21 protein-coding genes are annotated in these 22490 nt (G+C 61.5%); 12 read left to right on the top strand and 9 right to left on the bottom strand.

All coding sequences use genetic code 11. From position 1 onward, the window contains the following. Positions 1–18: 18 nt before the first annotated feature. Positions 19–1587, bottom strand: coding sequence for a DUF3369 domain-containing protein (locus DBAC_RS02535; protein WP_012805699.1), 1569 nt, complete (start codon positions 1585–1587; stop codon positions 19–21). Positions 1588–1915: 328 nt separating this feature from the next. Beyond that, entirely contained in the window at positions 1916–4825 is a 2910-nt protein-coding gene (locus DBAC_RS02530) for an insulinase family protein (RefSeq protein ID WP_012805698.1), read from the bottom strand. Between the two features lie 144 nt (positions 4826–4969). Between DBAC_RS02530 and galE the strand changes: the two genes are divergently transcribed. From galE to DBAC_RS02475, 11 genes are all read left to right on the top strand, one after another. Continuing rightward, a complete protein-coding gene (galE, locus tag DBAC_RS02525; protein ID WP_043811528.1) occupies positions 4970–5947 on the top strand; it encodes a UDP-glucose 4-epimerase GalE in 978 nt (325 codons plus the stop codon). A gap of 232 nt (positions 5948–6179) precedes the next feature. Continuing rightward, complete coding sequence (ileS, locus tag DBAC_RS02520; protein ID WP_012805696.1) at positions 6180–8990, top strand: isoleucine--tRNA ligase; 2811 nt, start codon at positions 6180–6182, stop codon at positions 8988–8990. Then, the gene (gene lspA, locus DBAC_RS02515) at positions 8983–9519 is read left to right on the top strand and encodes a signal peptidase II (RefSeq protein ID WP_012805695.1); all 537 of its coding nucleotides are present in this window, start codon (positions 8983–8985) and stop codon (positions 9517–9519) included. Before ileS ends, lspA begins: the two co-directional genes overlap by 8 nt. Beyond that, on the top strand, positions 9500–10285 hold the full coding sequence (lgt, locus tag DBAC_RS02510) for a prolipoprotein diacylglyceryl transferase (protein WP_012805694.1): 786 nt from the start codon (positions 9500–9502) through the stop codon (positions 10283–10285). Before lspA ends, lgt begins: the two co-directional genes overlap by 20 nt. Beyond that, positions 10275–10493: a PLD nuclease N-terminal domain-containing protein gene (locus DBAC_RS02505; RefSeq protein ID WP_012805693.1), complete on the top strand. Its 219-nt coding sequence runs from the start codon at positions 10275–10277 to the stop codon at positions 10491–10493. The genes lgt and DBAC_RS02505 overlap by 11 nt, the downstream gene beginning before the upstream one ends. Before the next feature lie 64 nt (positions 10494–10557). Then, positions 10558–11514: a tol-pal system protein YbgF gene (ybgF, locus tag DBAC_RS17560; protein ID WP_012805692.1), complete on the top strand. Its 957-nt coding sequence runs from the start codon at positions 10558–10560 to the stop codon at positions 11512–11514. 18 nt (positions 11515–11532) lie between these two features. After that, positions 11533–11967: an NIL domain-containing protein gene (locus DBAC_RS02495; RefSeq protein ID WP_012805691.1), complete on the top strand. Its 435-nt coding sequence runs from the start codon at positions 11533–11535 to the stop codon at positions 11965–11967. An 11-nt stretch (positions 11968–11978) separates the two neighbouring features. Beyond that, entirely contained in the window at positions 11979–12512 is a 534-nt protein-coding gene (locus DBAC_RS02490; RefSeq protein WP_012805690.1) for a PilZ domain-containing protein, read from the top strand. 15 nt (positions 12513–12527) lie between these two features. Continuing rightward, on the top strand, positions 12528–13256 hold the full coding sequence (locus DBAC_RS02485; protein ID WP_012805689.1) for a protein phosphatase CheZ: 729 nt from the start codon (positions 12528–12530) through the stop codon (positions 13254–13256). A gap of 72 nt (positions 13257–13328) precedes the next feature. Next, positions 13329–13616 carry a hypothetical protein gene (locus tag DBAC_RS02480; RefSeq protein ID WP_012805688.1) on the top strand — a complete coding sequence of 96 codons (288 nt, stop codon included), beginning with the start codon at positions 13329–13331 and terminating at the stop codon, positions 13614–13616. Positions 13617–13629: 13 nt separating this feature from the next. Then, positions 13630–14091: a C-GCAxxG-C-C family protein gene (locus tag DBAC_RS02475; RefSeq protein ID WP_012805687.1), complete on the top strand. Its 462-nt coding sequence runs from the start codon at positions 13630–13632 to the stop codon at positions 14089–14091. 50 nt (positions 14092–14141) lie between these two features. Here DBAC_RS02475 and DBAC_RS02470 read toward each other — a convergent pair whose 3' ends face one another. From DBAC_RS02470 to ybgF (DBAC_RS02445), 6 genes are read right to left on the bottom strand one after another with little or no spacing between them, the layout of a single operon-like run. Next, positions 14142–15080: a tyrosine recombinase XerC gene (locus DBAC_RS02470; RefSeq protein WP_012805686.1), complete on the bottom strand. Its 939-nt coding sequence runs from the start codon at positions 15078–15080 to the stop codon at positions 14142–14144. Beyond that, positions 15052–15990 carry a GGDEF domain-containing response regulator gene (locus DBAC_RS02465; RefSeq protein ID WP_012805685.1) on the bottom strand — a complete coding sequence of 313 codons (939 nt, stop codon included), beginning with the start codon at positions 15988–15990 and terminating at the stop codon, positions 15052–15054. Before DBAC_RS02465 ends, DBAC_RS02470 begins: the two co-directional genes overlap by 29 nt. A 12-nt stretch (positions 15991–16002) precedes the next feature. Next, positions 16003–16827: an HDOD domain-containing protein gene (locus DBAC_RS02460; protein WP_012805684.1), complete on the bottom strand. Its 825-nt coding sequence runs from the start codon at positions 16825–16827 to the stop codon at positions 16003–16005. Then, complete coding sequence (locus DBAC_RS02455) at positions 16827–17180, bottom strand: hypothetical protein (protein WP_012805683.1); 354 nt, start codon at positions 17178–17180, stop codon at positions 16827–16829. Before DBAC_RS02455 ends, DBAC_RS02460 begins: the two co-directional genes overlap by 1 nt. A gap of 22 nt (positions 17181–17202) precedes the next feature. After that, positions 17203–18306 carry a DNA-processing protein DprA gene (dprA, locus tag DBAC_RS02450; RefSeq protein ID WP_012805682.1) on the bottom strand — a complete coding sequence of 368 codons (1104 nt, stop codon included), beginning with the start codon at positions 18304–18306 and terminating at the stop codon, positions 17203–17205. Next, a complete protein-coding gene (gene ybgF / locus DBAC_RS02445) occupies positions 18299–19318 on the bottom strand; it encodes a tol-pal system protein YbgF (RefSeq protein WP_043810246.1) in 1020 nt (339 codons plus the stop codon). The genes dprA and ybgF (DBAC_RS02445) overlap by 8 nt, the downstream gene beginning before the upstream one ends. 267 nt (positions 19319–19585) lie before the next feature. Here ybgF (DBAC_RS02445) and DBAC_RS02440 point away from each other — a divergent pair, with 267 nt between their 5' ends. Then, positions 19586–20548 (top strand): hypothetical protein, encoded by a 963-nt coding sequence (locus DBAC_RS02440; protein ID WP_012805680.1) that lies wholly within the window; start codon positions 19586–19588, stop codon positions 20546–20548. A gap of 52 nt (positions 20549–20600) precedes the next feature. Here DBAC_RS02440 and DBAC_RS17555 read toward each other — a convergent pair whose 3' ends face one another. Next, entirely contained in the window at positions 20601–22319 is a 1719-nt protein-coding gene (locus tag DBAC_RS17555) for a sensor domain-containing diguanylate cyclase (protein WP_012805679.1), read from the bottom strand. Positions 22320–22490 lie beyond the last annotated feature (171 nt).

Raw genomic sequence — 22490 nt, 5'->3', positions numbered from 1 at the left:
AGGCTCCGGTTGGTGGAATCAATCGGGAAATTCCTGACGGATGGCGACAAAGGCATTGAGCTCTCCCATCATCGTATCGACCATGTCCGGATCGAACATTTCCCCACGCTCCGCGAGAATGAAGTCGCGCACCTGCTCAAGGGGCCACGGCTCCTTGTAGACCCTGCGCGAGAGCAGGGAATCGAACACGTCGACCAGACAGACGATGCGGCCGTAAGGGTGGATATCCTGCCCGGCGAGGCCACGGGGGTACCCTGCTCCGTTCCAGCGTTCATGGTGCTCATGGGCGATGACCGCCGCCGCCCGCATCATGGGCCGGCTGGAGCCTTTCAAAATCCGATAGCCGAGCAGGGTGTGGGTCTTCATGACCTCAAACTCTTCCACGGTCAGCTTGCCGGGCTTGAGCAGGATGGAATCGGGGATGCCGATCTTGCCTACGTCGTGCATGGGCGAGGCCAGACGCACAAGATCCACTTCCTGGGAGTCGAGGCCAAGCTTTGAGGCCAGCAGACTGCAACATTCCGAGACCCGGCGCACATGCCCCGCCGTCTCCTTGGAGCGCGATTCGACGCACTCGCCCAGGGTCAGGATGATCTCTTTCTGGCTGTGCAAGAGCTCCGTGTTCAGCAGCATGTTGTCCAGCGCAATGGCCACATTCCTGGAAAAAACCTCCACCAGCCTGCGTTCGAAGGGGTTGAGGGACCGGTCCAGTCGAAAATAGAGCAAATTCTCGGATCCACGCCGGGAGCGGAAATACTGCACAAAGGCGTCCTCCGCAAAGACGCCCCCCCGTTGCCGCAGGGCCTGCTGCAAAACTCGCGTCACGCTGTCGTCCAGCACGCAGGCGGACTTTTCCGCTCCGCAGTGACCGAACTCCCCCGTCCCTGCGAGAACGGCAATGTCTCCGTCCCGGACCGTGGCCGCAAATCCCGAAGGGGAATGCAGGAAAAGCGAGTCCTCGTTGACCCGCAGGAGGGAACTCATCTGATCAAGGACACCCTGGGCGAAAAGCTCCAGGTTGCGGCGCTCAAAGAGGCCCCTGGTGGAGGTTATGATCAGGTCCAGGCCCTGCCGGCTCTTCTCGATGACGTTCAAATCCCGATACGAGCGGATGGCCGTGGTCACGGTGGAAAAGAGTTTCTGGGCCGTGAGCTCCGTCTTGTGCTTGTAGTCGTTGATGTCGTAGCGGGTGATGACCTCCCGCTCCGGGGCCTGGCCGGGCTGGCCCGTGCGCAGGATGATGCGGACGCAGCGGTTGCCGAGCTCCGAGCGGATGAATTCGACAAGTTCCAGTCCCGCCAGGCCCGTCTCCATGACCACATCAAGCAGAATGACGGCGATGTCGCCATGCTCGCGCAGAAGCTCCCGGGCCTGCGCTCCGGAATACGCGCTCAGAAAGGTCAGGCCCTTGCCGGAAAAGGTCAGCCCTTCAAGCACCATTCTGGTGATGACATGCACCTCCTCCTCGTCATCGACGATGAGCAGTTTCCAGCCGGGCACAGCACGGGAAAAAGCAGGTTCCTGCTCGGCGGCAAAAAGCAGCTCGTCAGAAGGAAATGTGGAAATGCCCAGCTTCATGTCATTCATCAAGATTCTCCGCGTTCTTGAAGCCCGTCCGTTCACGACGCATCGGCAGGGTTGCGTTTCATAGCAATGCCACGAACGCCGTAATTTATCAAAACCTTTTTAAAATCACGGCACATGCCGTAAAAAAGCAGACGCTGGAGTTTCCGGGCGCCGGAAGTCACGCGGCCGGCAGATCCAAAGGCCGGGTCATAAGAGCTTCAAAGAACCACGGGCCGGGATATGCATGGACCGCGCCGGAGAACCACGGATCCCGCAGCGCACGCAAAAAGGCCGCGCGCTGCAGGTTTGCAGCGCGCGGCCCTCGCGATCAGGAGCACAATAAGTCCGCTTAAAGCAGACGGATCTTGCGTTGAAGCTCAAGGCCCTGGGAGGCGGCCCTGGTCAGGGAATCTTCACCGCCGAGCACGCAGATCAGCCCCGCGGGCGCGGCGTCGCGCAGCAGCGTGCCAAACTCGCGGAAATGGTGCTCGTCCGTGGCCAGGACCTCGTCGCGGATACGCTGGCGGGTCTCGGTAGTCACCCCGGCCAGGTGCTGGCTCAAGGCCGTGAAGCCCTTGGAATCGGGGAGCTGATACGGATCGAGATCGCCCGAGGTGCCGATGATGGCCTTTAAGAGCTCGCCCCGGTCCAGGCTCACCGTCTCCAGGAATTTCCCGCAGCCGTCGAAAGCGGCCAGCGTGGACGTGACGTTGGGATCACGGTAGGACCCGAAACTCATGAGCCCCGAGAGACGGCCGAAGTTGCAAAAACCGCCATACGCTCCGCCCAGGACCCGGACCTGCTCCCACAGCCAGGTCGTGCGCAGGTATTTGACCGCGACCAGGCTTGAACCGTGAAAGGAGTAGCCGGCACTGTGCAGGTCGCAGATCTTGCCGACATAATTGACCTGAGCCGGGATGATGAGCCCCTCGTGCCCATCCGTGCCCGCCACCTGCCAGACCGCGTCCGCCAGGGTCCCGCCCGGCAGACCCGCCACGAATTCCCGAAAACGATCGCCATGGGCGGTGAGCATGGCCTCGTCCATGGTCAGATTCAACACCGCCCCGTCCTTGCGCACCAGCGCCCGGCGCAGTTCTTCCAGATCGGACAGCACCCCGCTGAAATCTGTGTCCATCCTCTCGGCCAGTTCGCGCAGGAAGAAGAGATTCTCCAGCCCGCCCATGCGTTCCTGCAGGCTGTCCGCCAGGTTGAAGCGCGCGCGCAGGCGCAGGCCCACGAAATGATGACCCGAAGGCACCAGGGCGTGCTCAAGCCCCGCCTTTTCCTCCAGCACCATCTGCCGGAAGCGTTCGCGGTCGTCGAAGCGGGCCTGGGTCAGGGCGTCGCGCACGATATCGATCATGTCGCCGACCCGCTCGCCCACGGCCTTGGCGCGGACCACCAGCCGGGCCACGGGGCCGGGTCCGTCCTCGCGCTGGGACAGAAGGCTTCTGGCGTAGACCCCGCCGGTCTTGCTGTTGATGCGCTTGGAGAAGGACACGTAGTCCTCCTTCATGGTGCCCATCTCGGTCAGGGCGCGTCCGAAGAGTGGGACCAGGGGAATGAGCCGGTCGGGTACCGCGCCAAGGTCCAGAGCCAGATCCATGTAGCAGATATTGTTGGTCGGCAGGTCGTGCATGAGCGCCGTGGCGCTCTCCCACTCACGCACTTCCGTGGGCACGACCCGCACCGCGGGGTCGATGTCCTCCCGGGAGAGACTGGGCAAAAGAGCCAGGGCCTCGGGCGAATCCGGGGCCTCCTGCATGCGCCGCAGATGCTCCGTGCGCCGCACCAGCTCATCGTCGGACAGGGCCGCCTGATCCACGCGCAGCTTGGCTATGAGCGCCTCTTCCTCCTGTTCCACCCGCTCCGCATGACCTTCTTCGGGCTCGAGAATGACCACGCTTGCGTGGGGATTCCTGAGAATATGGCGTTCGATGAGGTCTTCGAAAACCCTCTCGCCTTTGGCCAGGCGCTCCTTCAAGGCCGCCATGGGAGCCTCGAAGGCCACCAGCTCCAGAGGATCGAGATCATACAGCCAGGACCCCAGTGCACGCAGCATGACAATGAGGCCGCGCGGATAGGAGCCGGTGTTGTTCTCGCGCAGATCGAACTCGGCGGAATTGATTCCGGCCTCAATCAGGTCGGCCTCAAAGCCGTGCGCCACGATGTCTTCGAGAGTCGTGACGATGAGATCGCGCACCGCCTGAAAATTTTCCGGCTGCACGCCCTTCATACCCACGGAATAGTACATCTGGGCCATCTCGTGCTCCACGCCCGCCCCGGTCAGGTCCTCGCCCAGGCCCGACTCGATGAGCGCCTTGCGCAGGGGCGAGGCGTTCATGCCGGTCAACAGGCCGTCCAGAATCTTGCAGGCCAGCACGGTCCCGGAGTCTTCCTTGCCCGGCAAAAGCCAGTTCATGGTCAGCATGCCCAGGGCGTCGTCATCCTCGCCCATGGCCTCGAAACCGCGCCGCACTTCGCGCGGCGCGTCGAAAGCCTGCTGCCGGGCGATGGTCGAGTTCACCTCCAGAGCGGAAAACTGATCCAGATATTCACCAAGGAGTTCAAATCTGACCTCCGGGTCGTCATCGCCATAAAAGAAGATCCAGGCGTTTGAAGGATGGTACAGGGTGCGGTGAAACTCCAGAAAGCCCTCGTAGGTCAGTTCCGTGATGGCCTGAGGGTTGCCGCCGGAATCCAGGCCGTAGGTCGTGTCCGGAAAAAGGGATTGCTGGGAATGCTCGGCGAGCTGCGAATCCGGCGAAGAGTACACGCCCTTCATTTCATTATAGACCACGCCCTTGATGGACAGCTCCCCGCCTTTGCCCGGCAGGTCCAGATGCCAGCCCTCCTGCTCGAAAATCTCGGGGGTGATGCGCGGGAAGAAGACCGCGTCCAGGTAGACGTCGACCAGATTGTAGAAATCCTTCAGGTTCTGACTGGCCACGGGATAACAGGTCTTGTCCGGGTAGGTCATGGCGTTCAGAAATGTTTGCAAGGATCCCTTCAAGAGGTCCACAAAGGGTTCCTTGACCGGGTACTTGCGCGACCCGCACAGCACCGAATGCTCCAGGATGTGCGCCACACCGGTCGAATCGGACGGGGGAGTGCGAAAGCTGATGCCGAAGACCTTGTTCTCGTCATCGTTGACCACGGACAGGATGCGCGCCCCTGTCCTGTCGTGCACGAAGATATCGGCCCGTGATGAAATTTCCTGGACATACGTGGTTGAAACGCGGGTGAATCCGGTGGCCATGGGCGGTTGATCTCCTTGGAAGCTATTTTTTGTACCTGTCGTGCAGGATTGACTGAGCACTTTTGCAAACCAGTCCCTTTGCAAGCCCGAAGGACTTCTGTAAAGAGTGGGAGTGCGAAGTCAATGCTTGAAAAGGAGAATTCCATGCCCAAGATTCTTGTTACCGGCGGTGCCGGGTATATCGGTTCCCACACGACGCTGGCCCTTTGCGAGGCCGGCTACGAGGTCGTGGTCTACGACAACCTGTCCACGGGCAAAGCCGAAGCCGTGCTGCCCCCGGCCCGTCTCGTGGTCGGCGATCTGGCCCAGACTGAAGCGCTGGACCGCCTCATGACGAAAGAAAAATTTTCAGCGGTGCTGCATTTCGCAGGCTCCATCGTCGTGCCCGAGTCGGTGGAGAATCCGCTCAAGTATTATATGAACAACACCAACAACACCACGGAACTGATCCGCCTGGCGGTGAAGAACGCCATCCCGCGCTTCGTCTTCTCCTCCACGGCGGCAGTCTACGGCATGCCGGACACCGCCGCCGTAACCGAGGACAGCCCCACCAAACCGATCAACCCCTACGGCCGCACCAAGCTCATGAGCGAATGGGTCATAGAGGACACGGCCGCCGCGCATGCGGATTTCTCGTTCGTCATCCTGCGCTACTTCAACGTGGCCGGGGCCGACCCGAAGGGGCGCATCGGCCAGTCCACGCCCGACGCCACGCACCTGATCAAGGTCGCATCCCAGGCCGCCCTCGGCCGCAGGGATGCCCTGCACATCTTCGGCACGGACTACGACACCCCGGACGGAACCTGCATCCGCGACTACATCCATGTCTCCGACCTGGCCGCAGCCCATGTGCTGGCGCTTGGTCACCTGGAGGCCGGCAACCCCGCAGGCATCTTCAACTGCGGCTACGGTCACGGCTACTCCGTGCGTGACATCGTGAGCGCGGTGAAAGAGGCCAGCGGCGTGGATTTCCCCGTAATCGAAAGCCCGCGCCGGGCAGGAGATCCGCCCGCGCTCATCTCCGATCCGACCCGCATCCGCGCGACCATGAACTGGAAACCCGCCCACGACGACATCCACGCCATCGCGCTCTCAGCCTACCGCTGGGAAATGAGGCTCTAACTTCCGGTCACAGGTTGAAATGCCCAGGCTGCTGAAAAAATGGCGCTAGTTTCTGCGGCGGCGAAGCGGATCGCCGTTTTGGAGCAGCCTTTAAACCGCGTCAAACTTGACTTCGGGTGCGGGATATTCCACTGTTCTGCCCTTCATTGCAACGCAAATAACGAAAATTTGTGCTCGCCACGCTGGCCCGTGGCCCGTCGGCACAGCAGATAACCCGGAGGAACGTCGTCTCATGAGCGATTACAAGAAAACCCTGAATCTCCCCGCCACCACCTTTCCCATGAAGGGCAGCCTGACCCAGAACGAGCCAAAGATTCTGGACGGCTGGAACGAGACGGACGCCTATGAAGCCATGATCGGCGCCAATGAAGGCCGCGCGCCCTACGTCCTCCACGACGGGCCGCCGTATGCCAACGGCCATATCCACATCGGCCACGCCATGAACAAGATCTTGAAAGACGTCATCGTCAAGCACCGCAATCTGACCGGCCGTCAGGCCCAGTACGTGCCCGGCTGGGACTGTCACGGCCTGCCCATCGAGCTCAAAGTCGAGCAGGAGCTGGGCGGCAAGAACATGTTCTCCATTCTTGAAATCCGCAAGAAATGCCGTGAGTACGCCCTCAAGTACCTGGACATTCAGCGCGAGGAATTCAAGCGCCTGGGCGTGCTCGGGACTTGGGACAAGCCCTATCTGACCATGACCCCGGACTACGAGACGGCCACGGCCCGCGAGCTGGCCAATTTCTACAAGCTCGGCTCGGTGCAGCGCAACAAGAAGCCCATCTATTGGTGCGGCTCCTGCGAGACGGCCCTGGCCGAGGCGGAGGTCGAGTACGACGACCACTCCTCGCCCTCCATCTTTGTGCGCTTCCCCCTGCAGGCGCAGGAACTGGCCAAGGTCTTCCCCCAGGCTCCCGCCGACAACAGCTTCATCGTCATCTGGACGACCACGCCCTGGACCATCCCGGACAACCTGGCCGTGGCCGTGCACCCGGACTTCGAATACGATCTGGTCCAGGTCGGCGGCGCCTTTTACATCCTGGCCAAGGAACTGGTGGCCGGATGCGCCGAACGCTTCGGCTGGGGCGAGTGGTCCGTGCGGGCCACGGTTCCAGGCAGCGCCCTGGAAGGGCTCATCGCCCGCCATCCCTTCTATGACCGCCCCTCCCCCGTGGTCACCGCCGACTACGTGACCCTCGACGCGGGCACGGGCTGCGTGCACACCGCTCCCGGCCACGGCCGCGAGGACTACGAGACCGGCCTGCGCTACGGACTTGAGATTCTCTCCCCGCTGGACGACGAGGCCAGATTCCTGCCCGGCGTCGAATTTTTCGGCGGCAAGAACGTGTTTGAAGCCAACCCCCTGGTCATGGCCAAACTGACCGAGGTCGGCCACCTTCTGGGCAGCGAAAAGATCAGGCACTCCTACCCGCACTGCTGGCGCTGCAAGAAGCCCGTCATCTTCCGGGCCACGACCCAGTGGTTCATCGCCATGGAACATGACAATCTGCGCGGCAAGACGCTGGATGCCATCGACAACGACGTGCGCTGGATCCCGTCCTGGGGCAAGGAGCGCATCCACAGCATGATCAAGTTCCGCCCCGACTGGTGCATCTCGCGCCAGCGCATGTGGGGCGTGCCCATCATCGCCCTCTTGTGCAAAGACTGCGGCGACGCCTATTTCGACGGCGACTGGGCCCACTCCATCGTGGACCGCTTCGCCACGCACCCCACCGGCGCGGACTACTGGTTCGAGGCTCCGCTTGAGGACGTCGTGCCCAGCGGCCTGACCTGCCCCAAATGCGGCGGCACGCACTGGGAAAAAGAGGACGACATCCTGGACGTCTGGTTCGACTCCGGCACCAGCTTCGCCGCCGTGGTCGAAGGCCGGCCCGAGTGCTCCTTCCCGGCGGACCTGTACCTTGAAGGCACGGACCAGCATCGCGGCTGGTTCCATTCCTCGCTTTTAGCCTCCATGGGCACGCGCGGCGTGCCGCCCTACAGGACCGTGCTGACCCACGGCTTCGTGCTCGACGGACAGGGCCGCAAGATGTCCAAATCCATCGGCAACGTGGTCGCCCCGCAGGAGATCATCGAGAAGCACGGCGCCGAAGTGCTGCGTCTGTGGGTGGCCTCGGAAAACTATCAGGAAGACCTACGCATCTCCGACGAGATCCTGCGCCGCTTGGTCGACGCCTACCGCAAGATCCGCAACACCTGCCGCTTCATCCTCGGCAACCTGAGCGACTTCGACCCGGCCGCGGACCTGGTTGCCACGGCCGACATGCTGCCCCTGGACCGTTACGCCCTGAACATGGTCCGTTCCAAGCATCAGACCATCCAGGCGGCCTACGAAAACTTCGAGTTCCACAAGGTCTACCATACCCTGCACAACCTGTGCACCACGGACCTTAGCTCCTACTATCTCGACATCATAAAGGACCGCGTCTACGTCAACGGCGCGACCAGCCTGAAGCGCCGCTCGGCCCAGACCGCCCTTTACCACATGCTGCTCATGATCGTCGGCGACATGGCCCCGATCTTAAGCTTCACCGCCGAGGAGATCTTCCAGCATCTGCCAGAGGCTATGCGTCCGGCAGGCAGCACGGTCTTCGCCATGCGCGTGCCCGAGATCGAAGGCGCGCTCCTGACCGAAGAGGAAGAGGCCACCTGGGACCTGGTCTTCGCCGTGCGCGGCGACGTGACCCGGGCCATCGAACCCCTGCGCCAGTCCAAGGCGCTCGGGCACTCTCTGGACGCGAAGGTGACCATCCACGCCACAGGCGAGGCTTTTGCCGCGCTCTTCGGCGTTGCTGCCGACCTGCGCGACGTGTTCATCGTCAGCCAGGCGCAGGTCACGGACGCACCTGCACCGGCCGAGGCCATCCGGGGCGAGGTCGAGAGCGTGGCCGTGGTCATTGCCAAGGCCCTGGGCGAAAAATGCGCCCGCTGCTGGATCTACGACGAAAACCTGGGCACGGACCCCGAGCATCCCACGGCCTGCCCGCGCTGTACTCAGGTGCTCAAGGAATACCATGCCTAAGATCCGCCGCGTTCCCTGCAAACCCGACATGGGGCGTCGCTACCGGACCATCGGTCTGGTGGCGGCCGTGGTCTTTGTGCTGGACCAACTGAGCAAGCTCTGGATCCAGCAGGCCATCCCGGTCTGGGAAAAGGGCTTCACGGTCATTCCGGGCTTCTTCGACATCGTGCACATCCTGAACCGGGGAGCGGCTTTCGGCTTTCTGAACCGCCACGACATAGACTGGCAGCGGCCCTTCTTCATCGTGGTCTCGATCCTGGCCGTTGGACTCATCTGGGTCCTGGCCAGAAGCCAGGACGACGACGGGCCCTTCTATGTCTACGGGCTGGGACTGATCCTCAGCGGCGCCCTGGGCAACCTGCTGGACCGGGCGCGACTCGGGGTGGTGGTCGACTTCCTGGATTTCTACATTGGCGACATGCACTGGCCGGCCTTCAACGTGGCCGACATGGGCATCTGCGTTGGCGCAGCCTCGCTTCTCGTGTCTTTTTACCAGCAGAGGCGTCGCTGTGTTCCCGACAATAATTGAGATCGCGCCCTTCATCCTGTTCGGCCTCAAGCTTGGCCCCTTCACGCTGCATACCTACGGCCTCTTTGTCGCGGCGGGGTTCCTGCTGGGCATTGCCTGGTCCATGCGCGAGGCGCGGGCCAGGGGCCTTTCTCCCGACACGGTCTCCGATCTCGGCTTCTACATCATCCTCGGAGCCATCCTCGGCGCGCGCGCTCTTTATGTGCTGATCAATCCGACCTATTTCTGGAACAACCCCCAGGAAATCCTGATGTTCTGGAAAGGCGGGCTGGTCTTTTCCGGCGGCGCCATCATGGCCACGCTTTTCGCCCTGGCCTTTCTGCGGATCAGGAAAGAGAACCCCTGGCTGTGGATGGACGTCCTGGCTCCGGGTATCGGCCTGGGCGAAGCCGTGGGCCGCATCGGCTGTCTGGCTGCGGGATGCTGTTACGGAGCGGTCTGCGACCTGCCCTGGGCCATCACCTTCTTTGACCCTGAGTCTCTGGCTCCGCTGCATGTGCCGCTGCATCCCACCCAACTCTACCACAGCCTGGCGGGCCTGATCTGTTTTGCCGTGACCCTGGCCCTCAAATCAAAGACGCAAGGCACGGGCCAGCTCATGGGCATTTTCCTGACTCTTTTCGGAACGCTCCGGTTTGTCATCGAGCTCTTCCGCGCAGACTATCGCGGAGATTTCGGACCCATCAGCGTGACCCAGATCATCGCCCTGGGGGCGGTGGCACTGGGGCTCTTCATCATCCAGCACAGGAGACGCAATGTTCTTTAACATTCCCCCTGACAAACTCGTTTACGCGATCCCGCTCCTGATTTTACCCATCCTGCCCAATTTCTGGGCCATCTGGCACCTGTACACGAACGAATTTCCGACGCATCAGGAGCGGGCGGCGTGGATTGTGGCCCAAGTCGTCTTGCCGGTCGTTGGCGGACTGGGTTATATCCTCTTCGGCAGAAAACGAGCCATAAAAAAACAATGAACGGCCTCTTCCGCCCGCGGTTGAGGCGCACAAGATGAAAACAGCACCAGAGAGAGAGGTTCGCATGTCTTCTTTACACCTTGGCAGGAAAATTCTGATCACCGGAGCCCTGGCGGCCCTGCTGGGCACAATTCCGGCCTGCGTCACCACCTCGGACTTTGACCGCCTGCGCAGCCAGGTCTATTCGCAGGAACAGGAGCGCATCAAACAGCAGGAGCGCATCACCCAGCTGGAAGCCGAATTGGCGCGCAGCCAGCCTGCCCAGGCCAACAACTGGGCTGAAGTGAACTCCATGCGCAGCCAGATTGCGGCACTGACCGGACAGATCGACGACCTGCGCAGAACTCAGGACATGCAGCAGCAGGCCGCAGGCGGGCTCGTGACCGTGGACTCGCTCAACAGCAGGGTCGTCGATCTTGAACGCAAGACTCTTTTCATGGCCACCCAGCTTGGCGTCGTCTTTGACGAAATGCCGGCGCTGCCCCCGGCCCAGACGACGCCGACAGGCAGCTTTCCGGGAACCGTTCCCCCCCGGAGCCCGGACATGCCGGAAGTTCCCGCCGACGCTGCCCAGCCCGAGTCGCAGCCCGCGCCCCCGGCCGTGAGCACCCCCGAGACCCAGCCGCAGGCTGCGCCGCAGGCCGAAGTTCCGGGACAGGAACTCTACCAGCAGGCCCTGGAGAGTTTTTACGCCATGAAATACAAAGAGGCTCAGATCACCTGGGCCGAGTTCGTCAAGGGTTTCCCCAAGGACCCCCTCGTGCCCAATGCCGTCTTCTGGCAGGGAGAATGCTTTTTCCAGATGCAGGACTACGCCAACGCGGTCCTGACCTACCAGAAGGTCATCGAGGAGCACAAAACGTCCAACAAGTACACGGCCGCCCTTCTCAAGCAGGGCATCTCCTTCTACAAGCTGAAAAAGGACCAGGCCGGCAAGCTGGTGCTTGAAGATCTGATCAAGAAACACCCCCAGTCCGCCGAGGCCAAGCGCGCCCAGGCATATCTGAAGGGCGGCAACTAGCCGCACGCAAGGAAACCCATGTCCACCCAAGAATACAGCCGCATCGTCAGCCTGCGCTTCCCGCCCCAGTCCTCGGGACAGCCGATGATGTACAATCTGGCCAGACACTTCGACCTGACCTTCAACATCCTGCAGGCGAACATCAATCCGCGACGCGAAGGGCACATGATCCTGGAGCTTTCGGGCACCCGGGAGCACTACCGCCAGGGCGTGACCTACCTGCAGGAGCAGGGCATCAAGGTCACGCCGGTGGCCCACGAAATCTCCCGCAACGAGGAGTCGTGCATGCACTGCGGTCTGTGCACGGCCCTGTGCCCGTCCAAGGCCCTGCATCTCAACGTGGAGACCAGGCTGGTTGATTTCGACCAGGACAAATGCACCGCCTGCAACATGTGCGTCACCGTATGTCCGGTTCGGGCCATGATCATGGAGGTCGACCCGAATTCGTGGTAAAAGGAGGAGTAATGAACGTTCCAGAGCGCGCTTACGCCCGCATCGACACGGCCCTGAAAGGATATCTGCGCATCCTGCCCGCAGGCCGGTTCACCTCCCTTTTTGCCTGCACCCAGACGGGGGCCTCGCCGCAGCTCTCCGAGGCCGCGCAGTCCGCCCTGCCCGACGGGTTGGCGCCTTATCTGCGCGCCATGAACGAAAAGCTGGACGCGATCCTCTCGATCCTGACCCAGCAGACCCTGCAGGAAGACTTCCCCGTGCCCGTGCTCATCCATGACATCAGCGGCGCGGGGATCAAATTTTCCGCAGATCTCGAATTTGAACCGGGACAGGGCGTGGAGGTGGTCATCGCGCTCAGCAACCAGCCCCAGCGCCTGGCCGGTGCCATCGGAATCATCCTCCGGTCCGAAGAGCATCTGGGCGAACGGGTCTGGGCCATGGAATTCAAAGATATGCGCGACTGCGAACGCGAAAAGATCATTCAGTTCGTCGTGGCCAAGCAACGCGAACAATTACTGGAACGCCATCTCGCCCCCTCATCCTAACCCCGGGAACCAGGCATGCACAAAGAACAGCTGAGTCAGGAACTTCTGAACAGGATCACGACCAAGGCCGAAAGCACCATCCGGGAGGTCATCTCGGCTGCCCTGACGGAAGAAATCAGCCGCGCCCTGACCTTGGCCCTGACCGAAGGCGAATTCTACCGCGCCATCAGCACCGACCTGCAGGCGGGTCTGAAATCCATCTACAAGGAAATCAATGCCGCCGCGACCAACAGCACCTCCGAATTGCCAGTAGCCACGGCCCCTGTGGCCGACGAGATGTTCTCCGAAGCATCGACGCAGCTCGGGGCCATCCTGCAGACCACGGAACAAGCCGCTGAGAGCATCATGGGTCTGGTGGAAAAGCAGCTGGACATGAATGACCGCACCATGCAACTCCTTGCCTCCCTGGAAAACGGGAACGCCAAACCGGAAATCGAGGAATTGCGGGCCGGCAGCGAAGCCCTGGGCGCGGACCTGATGGAGATCATGACCACTTTGAGCTTTCAGGATCTGACCGGACAGCGCATCAAGCGCATTGTCGCGGCCCTGCAGCAGATCGAAAAGGTGGTTTTCGAACTCTACATGGCTACGGGCCTGTCCCTTAAAGCCATGGAGCAGAACCCCGAGCAATCCGTAGAGGAAATCCGCCAGGCGTCCAAAGCCCGGGCCACCGAACTCAAAGGCCCGCAGGACGCCAGCTCTCAGACGGACGTGGATGACCTTTTGAGTCAGCTCGGTTTGTAATTTTCTTTTACCACAACAGTGCAAGCCGGTTACGGGTCCCTCCGCAACCGGCTCTTTTCATGGAGATACATCATGCCTCTACTTGCCGACATCACCCTCTTCTCTCTGACCCGCACCATGAGCGTCCTTGACCAGCTCTTCCAGGAGGAACCCGACCTCTACGAGGATTTCGTGCGAGAGATCTGCGCCGAGTTCACCCTGGCCAAGGAATACATGCTCGCCATCCAGGAAATGGCGAACCGCGAAGCGGACCGGGAGACCATCGCCCAGGCCGACCTGACCCTGCGTCACATGCTGGCCCTGTGGGTCCTCAGCAACGACCTGACCGTGCCGGTGACCGGACTTGAGCAGATGCAGTAAATCGGAGCAGGAAATGGAACCCTCAGCTTTTCATGAAGTGCGCACGTCCGCCGAGGAGGCCTTCGCCTCGGGCTATTACTGCGCGGAAAGCGTTGTCCTGGCCGTTGCAAGGTTTCAGGGCGTCGAGTCCGAGATTCCGGTCAGAATGGCCACGGCCCTGTGCAGCGGCCAGGCACGGACATGCGGGCCGTGCGGCGCGCTGACCGGGGCCATTCTGGCCGTAAGCCTTGTGCTCGGGCGGACCTCGAAGACCGACTCGGTCGAACCGGCCTACGAGGCAACCCGGCGTCTTGTCGGCGAATTCGAAAAAGAGTTCGGCGGTCGGGACTGCCGAACCCTTCTGGATGGCTGCGACCTGGGCACGCCTGAGGGACAGGCCATGTTCACGAAGCAGGGCTTCGTCCTGCGCTGCACCCGATTCACCGGAAAGGCGGCGGAGATGGCGGCGAGAATCATCGCGCAGGCCCGAGGCTGAGGTTCTTCCGGGGCACTATGGCCGCCATCCGCTCCATCCGCGAGAAGCCGTCACGAATCGGGGATTTCGTCCTTCTTCGCGGCCAGGGGGTGGGCGGCGTCGTAGACGCGCATGACCTGCGCCAGATCCAGGTGGGTGTAGCGCTGGGTGGTGGAGATGCGGGAGTGGCCGAGAAGCTCCTGCACGCTGCGCAAGTCCGCGCCAGCCTGGAGCATGTGCGAGGCGAAGCTGTGGCGCAGGGTGTGGGGGCTGATGGAGCAGGGCGCTCCGCTGCGCACGGCCATTTCTTTAACGATGCGGTCCGCCTGCTTGCGCGACAGCCGTCCGCCCCGCTTGCCCAGAAAAACAGCCTGCTCCCGCGCCGCCGGAGCAAACGCCCCGCGCTGTTCGATATAGCGGGCAAGGCGCTCCGCCGCCGGCCCGGTAAGCGGAACAAGGCGCTCCTTGCGGCCCTTGCCCAGCACCCGCACCAGCTTCTGGTCCAGATCCACATGGGCGAAATCAAGTCCGAGGGCCTCGCTGACGCGCAGCCCCGAACCGTAGAGCACCTCAAGCAAAGCCAGGTCGCGCAGACCTTCAGGGTCGAGGGTGATTTCGGTTTCGACCAGATGAATGGCCTGATCGACATTTAATACCTTGGGATGGACCTTGGGCAGCTTCGGGTTGGCGAGGGCCGCGCAGGGGTCTTCCACGACCATCTTGCGCTGGCGCAGGAAGCGGTAAAAGGCGCGCAAAGCCGAGAGCTTGCGGCAGACGCTTGATTTGGCCAGCCCGCGCCTGTGCAGGTCGGCCAGATACGCGGTGATGTCCGCCTTGGTCACTTCGCCCGGCGCGTCAAAACCCTTGCTCCTGCGCCCCAGAAAGAGGTGCGCGCCTTCAAGATCGGTCCCGTAGGCGGCCACAGTGGCCGGGGAATAGCCACGCTGGGCGTCCAGATAGAGCAGAAAAAGTGCGACAGGGTCAGGCGCGTGCCCGTTTGTCCATGACATAGCAACTCTTGGGGTTCTTTTTGGCTTCCTTCTTCAGGTTCATGGCGATCTGGGAAGCCTCGCCAAAGTGCTTGAGCTTACCGCCGTGGTTCAAGACAACGGCAATGGAGATGGCCATGAGCGGATAAACCTGTTCCTTGCCCCTGCGATCAAGGGAGTGGATGGCCCCGCGCGCGCGATCCTCCTGGTCGTAGAAATGAGGCACAATGGAGTCGAAATTGTCGATAACCTGCTGACAGGCGCTCTCGGCCTTTTCCGGCGGCACGATGAAGACGAAATCATCCCCGCCCACATGGCCGACAAAAGTACTCGCGCCCATGAAGCCTCGGATGGAATTGACTATGACCCGCGCGGTCATGAGCAGAACCTCGTCTCCCCGTGAAAAGCCGTATTTGTCGTTGAACGACTTGAAATGATCCAGATCGATATAGGCTAGGGCGAAATCCTCCTGCCGATCGATAAGATCCTGGATTCTGTGGATTATGGATGTATTGCCGGGCAGCTTGGTCAGGGGGCTGGCGTCGAGCTCGCGGGTGGAGCGATGGTAGGCCAGGATCAAACGACCCTTGGCGATGGACGGTGAAAACGGCTTGACCAGAAAATCATCGATTTCGAGGGTGCTGAAATCCTGAAGTTCGGCCAAATCTTCGCTGGCCAGGCAAAGCACCACCGGCAACTGTCGGTAGACGTTCTCACCCTTGATCAGGCGCACGAGATCCACCCCGGCCAGATCGGGCAGCTGTTCGTCCACGACCAGGAGGTCCGGAGGCTCGCTGAAAAGAAACTCCAGCGCCGAGGTGCCCCTGCCAAAGCAGGTCCACTTGACCTCCTCCTCGGGCCACAGGGCGCGCAGGCTGCCTTCGAGCTTGGCATCGGCGGTGACCAGAAAAAAATGTTTGCCTTCCTTCATGATGCGGGGGTCCTACGCCAGGTCCACAAATTCGCGTTCAAGGCCACTCATGATCTTGAAAAGCGCTTCCGGGGTGATCTCAAGGGCTTCAAGCACCCCCTCGTCGAGGGCGCTGACCTGATTGTCCCCTCCATTGCCCACGCCGAACAGGCGCGCCAGGAAATTCCCCACATGCACGACCTGCGCGACTTTCGGGTAGAGCGTGGCCGACATGGGCCGATGATGATAGGAAAGCCCTTCCTTGAGATTGGCAGGCAGATTCCAGTAGTTGCACAGCCACAGATTGATGCGGTCGTGGGCGAAACCCAGCACCTCGCTTTCGGCCTGACGATAGGAGATGTCCTTTTCCTGGACGAGGGCGTCTATGGCCACGCGTTTTTCCGGGAGCTGCACCGCAGCCACGACCTTGCCGATGTCGTGCAACAGGCCGGCCACGGCGTACTCCTCGGGGTCCTTGCAGCCGATCTGCCGGGCGATGGCGGAACTGGCCAGGGCGCAGCCCAGGCTGTGCTCCCACAGGCCCTTCATGTTCTCGTTCATGACCTCAAAGACGGAGGTCGAGATGATGATGCCCTTGATGACGTTGAAGCCGAGCAGCACCAGGGCGTGCTGGATGGAGCCGATGCGCCCGGGAAAACCGTAGATGGGCGAATTGACCATTTTCAGAACCTTGGCCGAGAGGACCTGGTCTTTGGAAATGGCCCGGCTTATCTGATCCGTGGAGGAGTTGGGGTTCTCGACCAGAATCGCGACCTCCTGCAGGACTCCGGGCAGGGTCGGAAGGTCCTTGACCGCCAGAATCGCACCCTTTTGCTTGGTTCGCAGATCGTCTTCCATTATTGTCCCTCTCCTTTTGCCGCCTGGGCTGCCGCGGCCAGGGCACACTGGCGCGCATAATAGTCGGAAACGAGCTGCTTGACCTGCTGCATGTACCTGTCCTCGGCAAAATTCCGGAAAAGATATTCAAGTCTTTCGCGCTTTTTGGCGAGCACTTCCTCGTTGCACCCGCCGCCCATTTCCAGACTCTCGCCTTCGACCACGAGCAGCTCCACGCCCATGTTGTCCAACCTGGAAATAAGCCCCTCGGTCAAAACCGTTCCTGCGGCGATGAGCACCATCCCGTTCTCCCGGGTCACGGGCTTGGCCAAAATCATTTCCGGCCGGGCCAGCTGCAGGGGTATTTTTTGCATATTCTTCTCCAGTGATCTTCAGTCACGTTGCAAGGACATAGTACATGCCCGGAAGCTGTCTCACAAGCCCTTGAAGTTCCATGAAAAGGAGCGTGGAACTGACCTTGTTCGCAGCCCAGCCCGTCCGGCGGGTCAGGGTGTCGACATGCAGGGCCTCGCCAGCTGCAAGCAGGCGATGCACGACTCGCTGTTCCGGATCGTCCGGCTCACGCGGCAGAAACTCGGGGACGGGCGCCTCGGGCACGCAAAGAGCGCCCAGCCGAGGCTGCAATTCTTGCAGAATATCTTCCCCGCTCTGCACAAGGCAAGCACCCTGACGGATGAGCTGGTGGCAGCCCTGATAGTTTTTCACGTTGGCTGGACCGGGCAGAGCGAAAACATCGCGGTTCTGAGCCAAAGCCAGATTGGCGGTGATCAGGCTGCCGCTGCCGAGCGCCCCTTCGACAACCAATACACCCAGAGAAAGGCCGCTGACAATGCGATTGCGATGCGGAAAATTTATTCCATCGGGCCGGGTGCCCGGCGCGAACTCGCTGACGATGAGCCCATGGGCGGCGACTTGTTTCCACAGGTCGGTGTTGGAGGCCGGATAAACAAGGTCAAGACCCGTGCCCAAGACGGCGATGGTACCACCCACTCCGCGCAGGGCGCCCTGATGCGCGGCGCGATCGATGCCCTGGGCAAAGCCCGAAACCACGCAGATCCCGGACGCGCTCAAAAAGGCCGACATGCTCTCCGCCATGTCCACGCCGTAGCGCGACGCGCCCCGTGACCCGACCACGGCCACGCAAGGCCGGGAAAGCAGGGTCAGGTCGCCAAGATAATACAGAAAAAGAGGCGGATCAGGGATCTCGCGCAAGAAATCCGGGTAGGCGCGGTCTCCAAAAAAAACAGCGGGAAAACCGAAACTCTGCGCCCGGCGCTGCTCATCTGCGGCCTTTTCGCGCCAGCCGCCGCGGACGAATTCGGCCTGTACCCGTGCCGAAACCAACCCGCGCGCTGTCCAGAAAGAGGAATCCGAAACGGCGGAAAGGGCATCGCCATAATGCGAAAGCAGACGCTTCCAGGTCCGTGGCCCAAGACCGCTGGTGTGGCGCAAGGCCAGGCTGGCGCTGAATTCATCCACGGGCCAGCGCCACCGTTATGAATTCGCTGCACCCCTGTATCCTGCCGCGCGCCTGGCGGCCAAGGCGGGAAGCCGGGGAATCGGGGTAGCGGACCTCCAGCTGCTGCAGATAGACTCCGGCCTGCTCGTGCTGTCCCTGACGCAGTGCCGAGTAGGCCAATTTCAAGAGCGCGTCCGCGCTTTTGCCATGGCGAGGATGGTCCTGTACGACCTGCGTGAAGTACTTCATGGCGCGGTCATAGCGAGCCTCGGCATACCATGTCTCCCCGGTCCAGTAGAGGGCGTTGGGCAAAAGCCTGTGGCGGGGAAAATTCCGCATGAACGCGGCAAACTGCTCCCGGGCCAGCGCATGGCGGCCATTCTGGTAGCTCTTGAGGGCGCGGGCGTACTCCTGTTCCGGCGATATTTCCGCCGCGGCCTTTTTTTTCAAGGCATCCGCCGATGCAGCGGGTGCCTTTGCCGTGACTGCGCTATCCGGCCTGGAAGTGACCGGCCGTGCTTTGTAACTACCCGACTCTGATTTAGAAATATCCGGCACTGATTTGGAACTGCCCGACTTTGATTTGGAAATATCCGGCACTGGCGCGGCTGTTTTTAGCCCAGCCTTTGCAGCGTGAACGGATTCAGGCAAGGGCGCGGCGGACGGTTCGGCAGCGGAACCGATGGTCGCGTTCGCAGCAACGACAGGAGCGCCGAGGCCTGCGGGAATCTGCGCCGATGCGTGCGCGCCCGTCGCATTCGATGAAACGGCAGCCTCCCGGACCAGGATCACGTTGGACGTGGCCATGCGCACGCTGCGCGTAACCGGCCGGCGCAGGACTGACGCGGAAGGCCTCCCCATGGCGACATTGTCGTCCTGCACGGACGTGAGACTGGGCACCATCCTGGCGGGCGTCTCCACCAGCCGCAAGGCAGGCCAGCCACGGGCAAGATACATGGACGCAGGACCGCTTGCCCAGGAAAGCAGAACGCCGACAAGCATTCCGGTCACGAAGACCAGCGTTGATCTCATGTCACAGTCACCGTTTTCTTCCGCATTACGCATGTGGCATAGGAGAGAACCCGCCAATTTTCAAGGGTGGTACCGCCTTGCCTCTTGCGCTCTTTTGGGGCAGAAAGCCCCCATTCGATCAGTCCGGTCGGTCCTTACTCATACCCCCCATCCGGCGTTGATTGCAAAGGCTGGTGGAGGCAAGCCCACCTGTCTGACAACCTGCGCCTTGGCCGGATGAAACAACCGGACATGTGCATACAAAACCACACCGCGCACGAGGTTCCCATGGCGCTCATAGTACCCATGTGGGCATTTGCCCTGCTTCCCCTGCCCCTGCTCCTGGCCGCCCTTTTCTGGGGCGCTCCGGCCATTGCCCTGGTCAGCGAACTCATCGGGCTCATTTCCGGAAAACCGTTTCCCGCACGCGCGGCCAGACAGATGTCCAGGCTGGCCTTGGGCGGCCATGTTCTCTTCTGGCTAGTGATCGCAGCCTGCGCGGCGCTTCTGTTCTCTCACCCGTTCTGGCAATCCGAATTCGTGACAGGCAACCGTCTGCTGCTGATCGCCGCGCTGGCCCTGCCTTTCTTTGGAAGCATGGCCCTGGGCGGCTACGATCTGGGGTGGAAGTTCGCCAGGGAAAGAAAGGCCATCCACTTTCTGCTTGGATGCGTGGCCAATATTCCGATCAAATACGGCTACTGGGCGCTGGCGGGGTTGGGGCTGCTCTTCTTCCGCGGCGTCGGCCTCGATTCTCCGGCCTTTCTGCCACCTTGGGGATCAGCGCTGTGGCCGCTGATGGCGCTGTGGCTGCCGCTGTCGCTCTGCATGGCGGCTGCCGCTGGCCTGTGCTATCTGCTGCTGCGCCGGGACGCCGATGACTGGGGCCGGGACTATTACCGTTTTGCCGCGCCCTTTCTGGCCAAATGGCATCTGGTCTGCGGCCTCATTGTCCTTGCGGTGATGGTCTGGCTCTATGCGAGCCTCAAAGGGGTCTTCAATCTGCACCTGCCTCAGATCTTTTATGCCGGCCTGGCCAGCGCGGCCTGCCTGGGACTGGCCATGCTCCTCTCGCTTCTCGTCACCGTCAGTGAAAACCCCATGCGCTTCAAGGTTTCGATGATCGGAGCGGCCGTTCTCTCGCTTGTCCATGCGAGCATGCTGCTGGTCGCGATCCTGGAAACCCTAAACCGCTATGTTCCGGGCTGGTCAGTGCCCACTTTCATGCCGGACCTGCTGCGCCTGTTCTGATAAGCCGCATTTTCCTGCGCCGACCCGGTCACACGGCCGGGTCGGTCATCGCTCATGCCGGAGCGGAATCCACTCCCCGGGAACAGACCCGGTTCTTGCCGGTGCGCTTGGCTTCGTAAAGAGCCTCGTCGCTGCGCCTCAAAAGCCCGTCCAGGCTCTCGTCCCCCGAGTATTCCGCCAGGCCGATGCTGACCGTCAGCCGCAAGCGCAGGTCCCCATGCTCGAGAACCGCTTCGGCCAGTGCCTTGCGCACGCGCTCCGCCGCCGTGATTCCAGCTGCGAGTCCCGCCTCGGGAAACAGGACGCAAAACTCCTCGCCTCCAAGACGCCCGACCACGTCCACTGCCCTGCGCAAACCGTTGATGGTTTGAGCCACATGCCGCAAGGCCAGATCCCCGACCCCGTGGCCATGGGTATCGTTAACCTTTTTGAAATCGTCGATGTCGACCATGGCCACGCACAGGCTCTTTCCAAAACGCCTGGAGCGGGTCATCTCCGCACGCACGCACTCCAGAAAATGCCTGCGGTTGGGCAGGCCGGTCAGTTCGTCGGTGTTGGCCAGACGCTCCAGGCGCAGCTCCGCCAGCCGGCGCTCGGTCACGTCGGCCATGGCTCCGTGCAGGCGGAACATGCTGCCGTCCTCCAGCAGGTCAAAACCGCAAACCAGGCTGACGTGTCTTTCCTCGCCCTGAACGGTGCGGATGCGCAGCTCGGTCGTGAATTCATGCCCCGTGGCCTGGGCCGCTTCAAAATTTTCCCGGAAAGCGGGCTCGTCGTCGGGATGGATGTGATGCATGAACAGATTGAAATCCGGATCGACCGCATCCGGAGGATACCCGAGAATACGGCAAAATTCGTCGGACCAGCTCTTCTTTCCGTGCAGGTAGTCCTTTTCAAAGCTGCCGACCTTCGCCAGCCGCTGGGCCTCGGCAAGACGCCGGGCGCTGTTTGCAATCTCATCCTGCATCCGCTTGGCCTCGGTGATGTCCGTGGCCGTGACCACGGCGCCCGAGATGCTGTCGTCTCGTTCGCGGTAGGGATAATACGTCACCGCGTAGCAACGCCTGTCCGCCCATTTCGTATCGAACCAGGCCTCGTACTCCACGGTCTCCCCGGCAAAACAGCGGGTGAGCTTCGGACCGACATGCTTGTCGAAAACGTCCTGCCCCACTATCTCGGCAACCTTGCGCCCTTCGATTTCATCGCGCGCTTTCCTGTGCACCCTGAGATAACTGTCGTTGACGAGCTGATAGACGAAATCACTGTCGATGATGCTGACCAGAGAAGAGGAGGACGCGATGGCGCGTTCGTAACGGACCAGCGCTGCCTCGGCCAGTTTGCGAGCCGTGATCTGGATATGGGAAACCACGGCACCGTCAATGGAGCCGTGGCTGACAAGCGGCGAGACCGTCATCAGAAACCAGCGTTTTCCCGAAGACGTATGACATGGATATTCCAGGCTGAACTCCGGAATTTCGCCCGAGAGCACGGCCCTTATTCCGGCTGCGGCCTGCTTTGCTTCCTCCACGGCCGAGCCTTGAGCGGAATCACAGACCTCTATGTAATTCTGGCCCTGCAGGCGACACTCGTCGGCCGTTCCGCTTTCAGCCGCGAAACGTTGCCAGCTGCGGTTTGTGTCGACAATGCAGCCATCGCGGTCAATTACCGCCACGTGTTCGCTCAGACTGTCGAAAATCTCGCGCAAAATTTCGAAACGACGTGTCTGATCAAAACAGACATCACCCTCATCGGACAGAAATTCCGTACTCATGGCGGCTCCATTTGGTCATGACGGATGAACGGGGCGCTTGATTCCGCTTCGCATCCATCCCGGCGGAAAGCGGACAGCCGGTTGAATTCCGAGGCAAACGGAAACAGCTTGAACGGTACGCCAAAAAAACAGTCCAGGGAAGCGCGGCGAATCCGGGCACGCAGCCGCGGC

This window comes from Desulfomicrobium baculatum DSM 4028 (assembly GCF_000023225.1).
GTDB classification, from domain to species: Bacteria; Desulfobacterota; Desulfovibrionia; order Desulfovibrionales; family Desulfomicrobiaceae; genus Desulfomicrobium; species Desulfomicrobium baculatum.
Note: the sequence above shows the minus strand (reverse complement) of the source record. Positions and strands in the feature narration are given on the sequence as shown.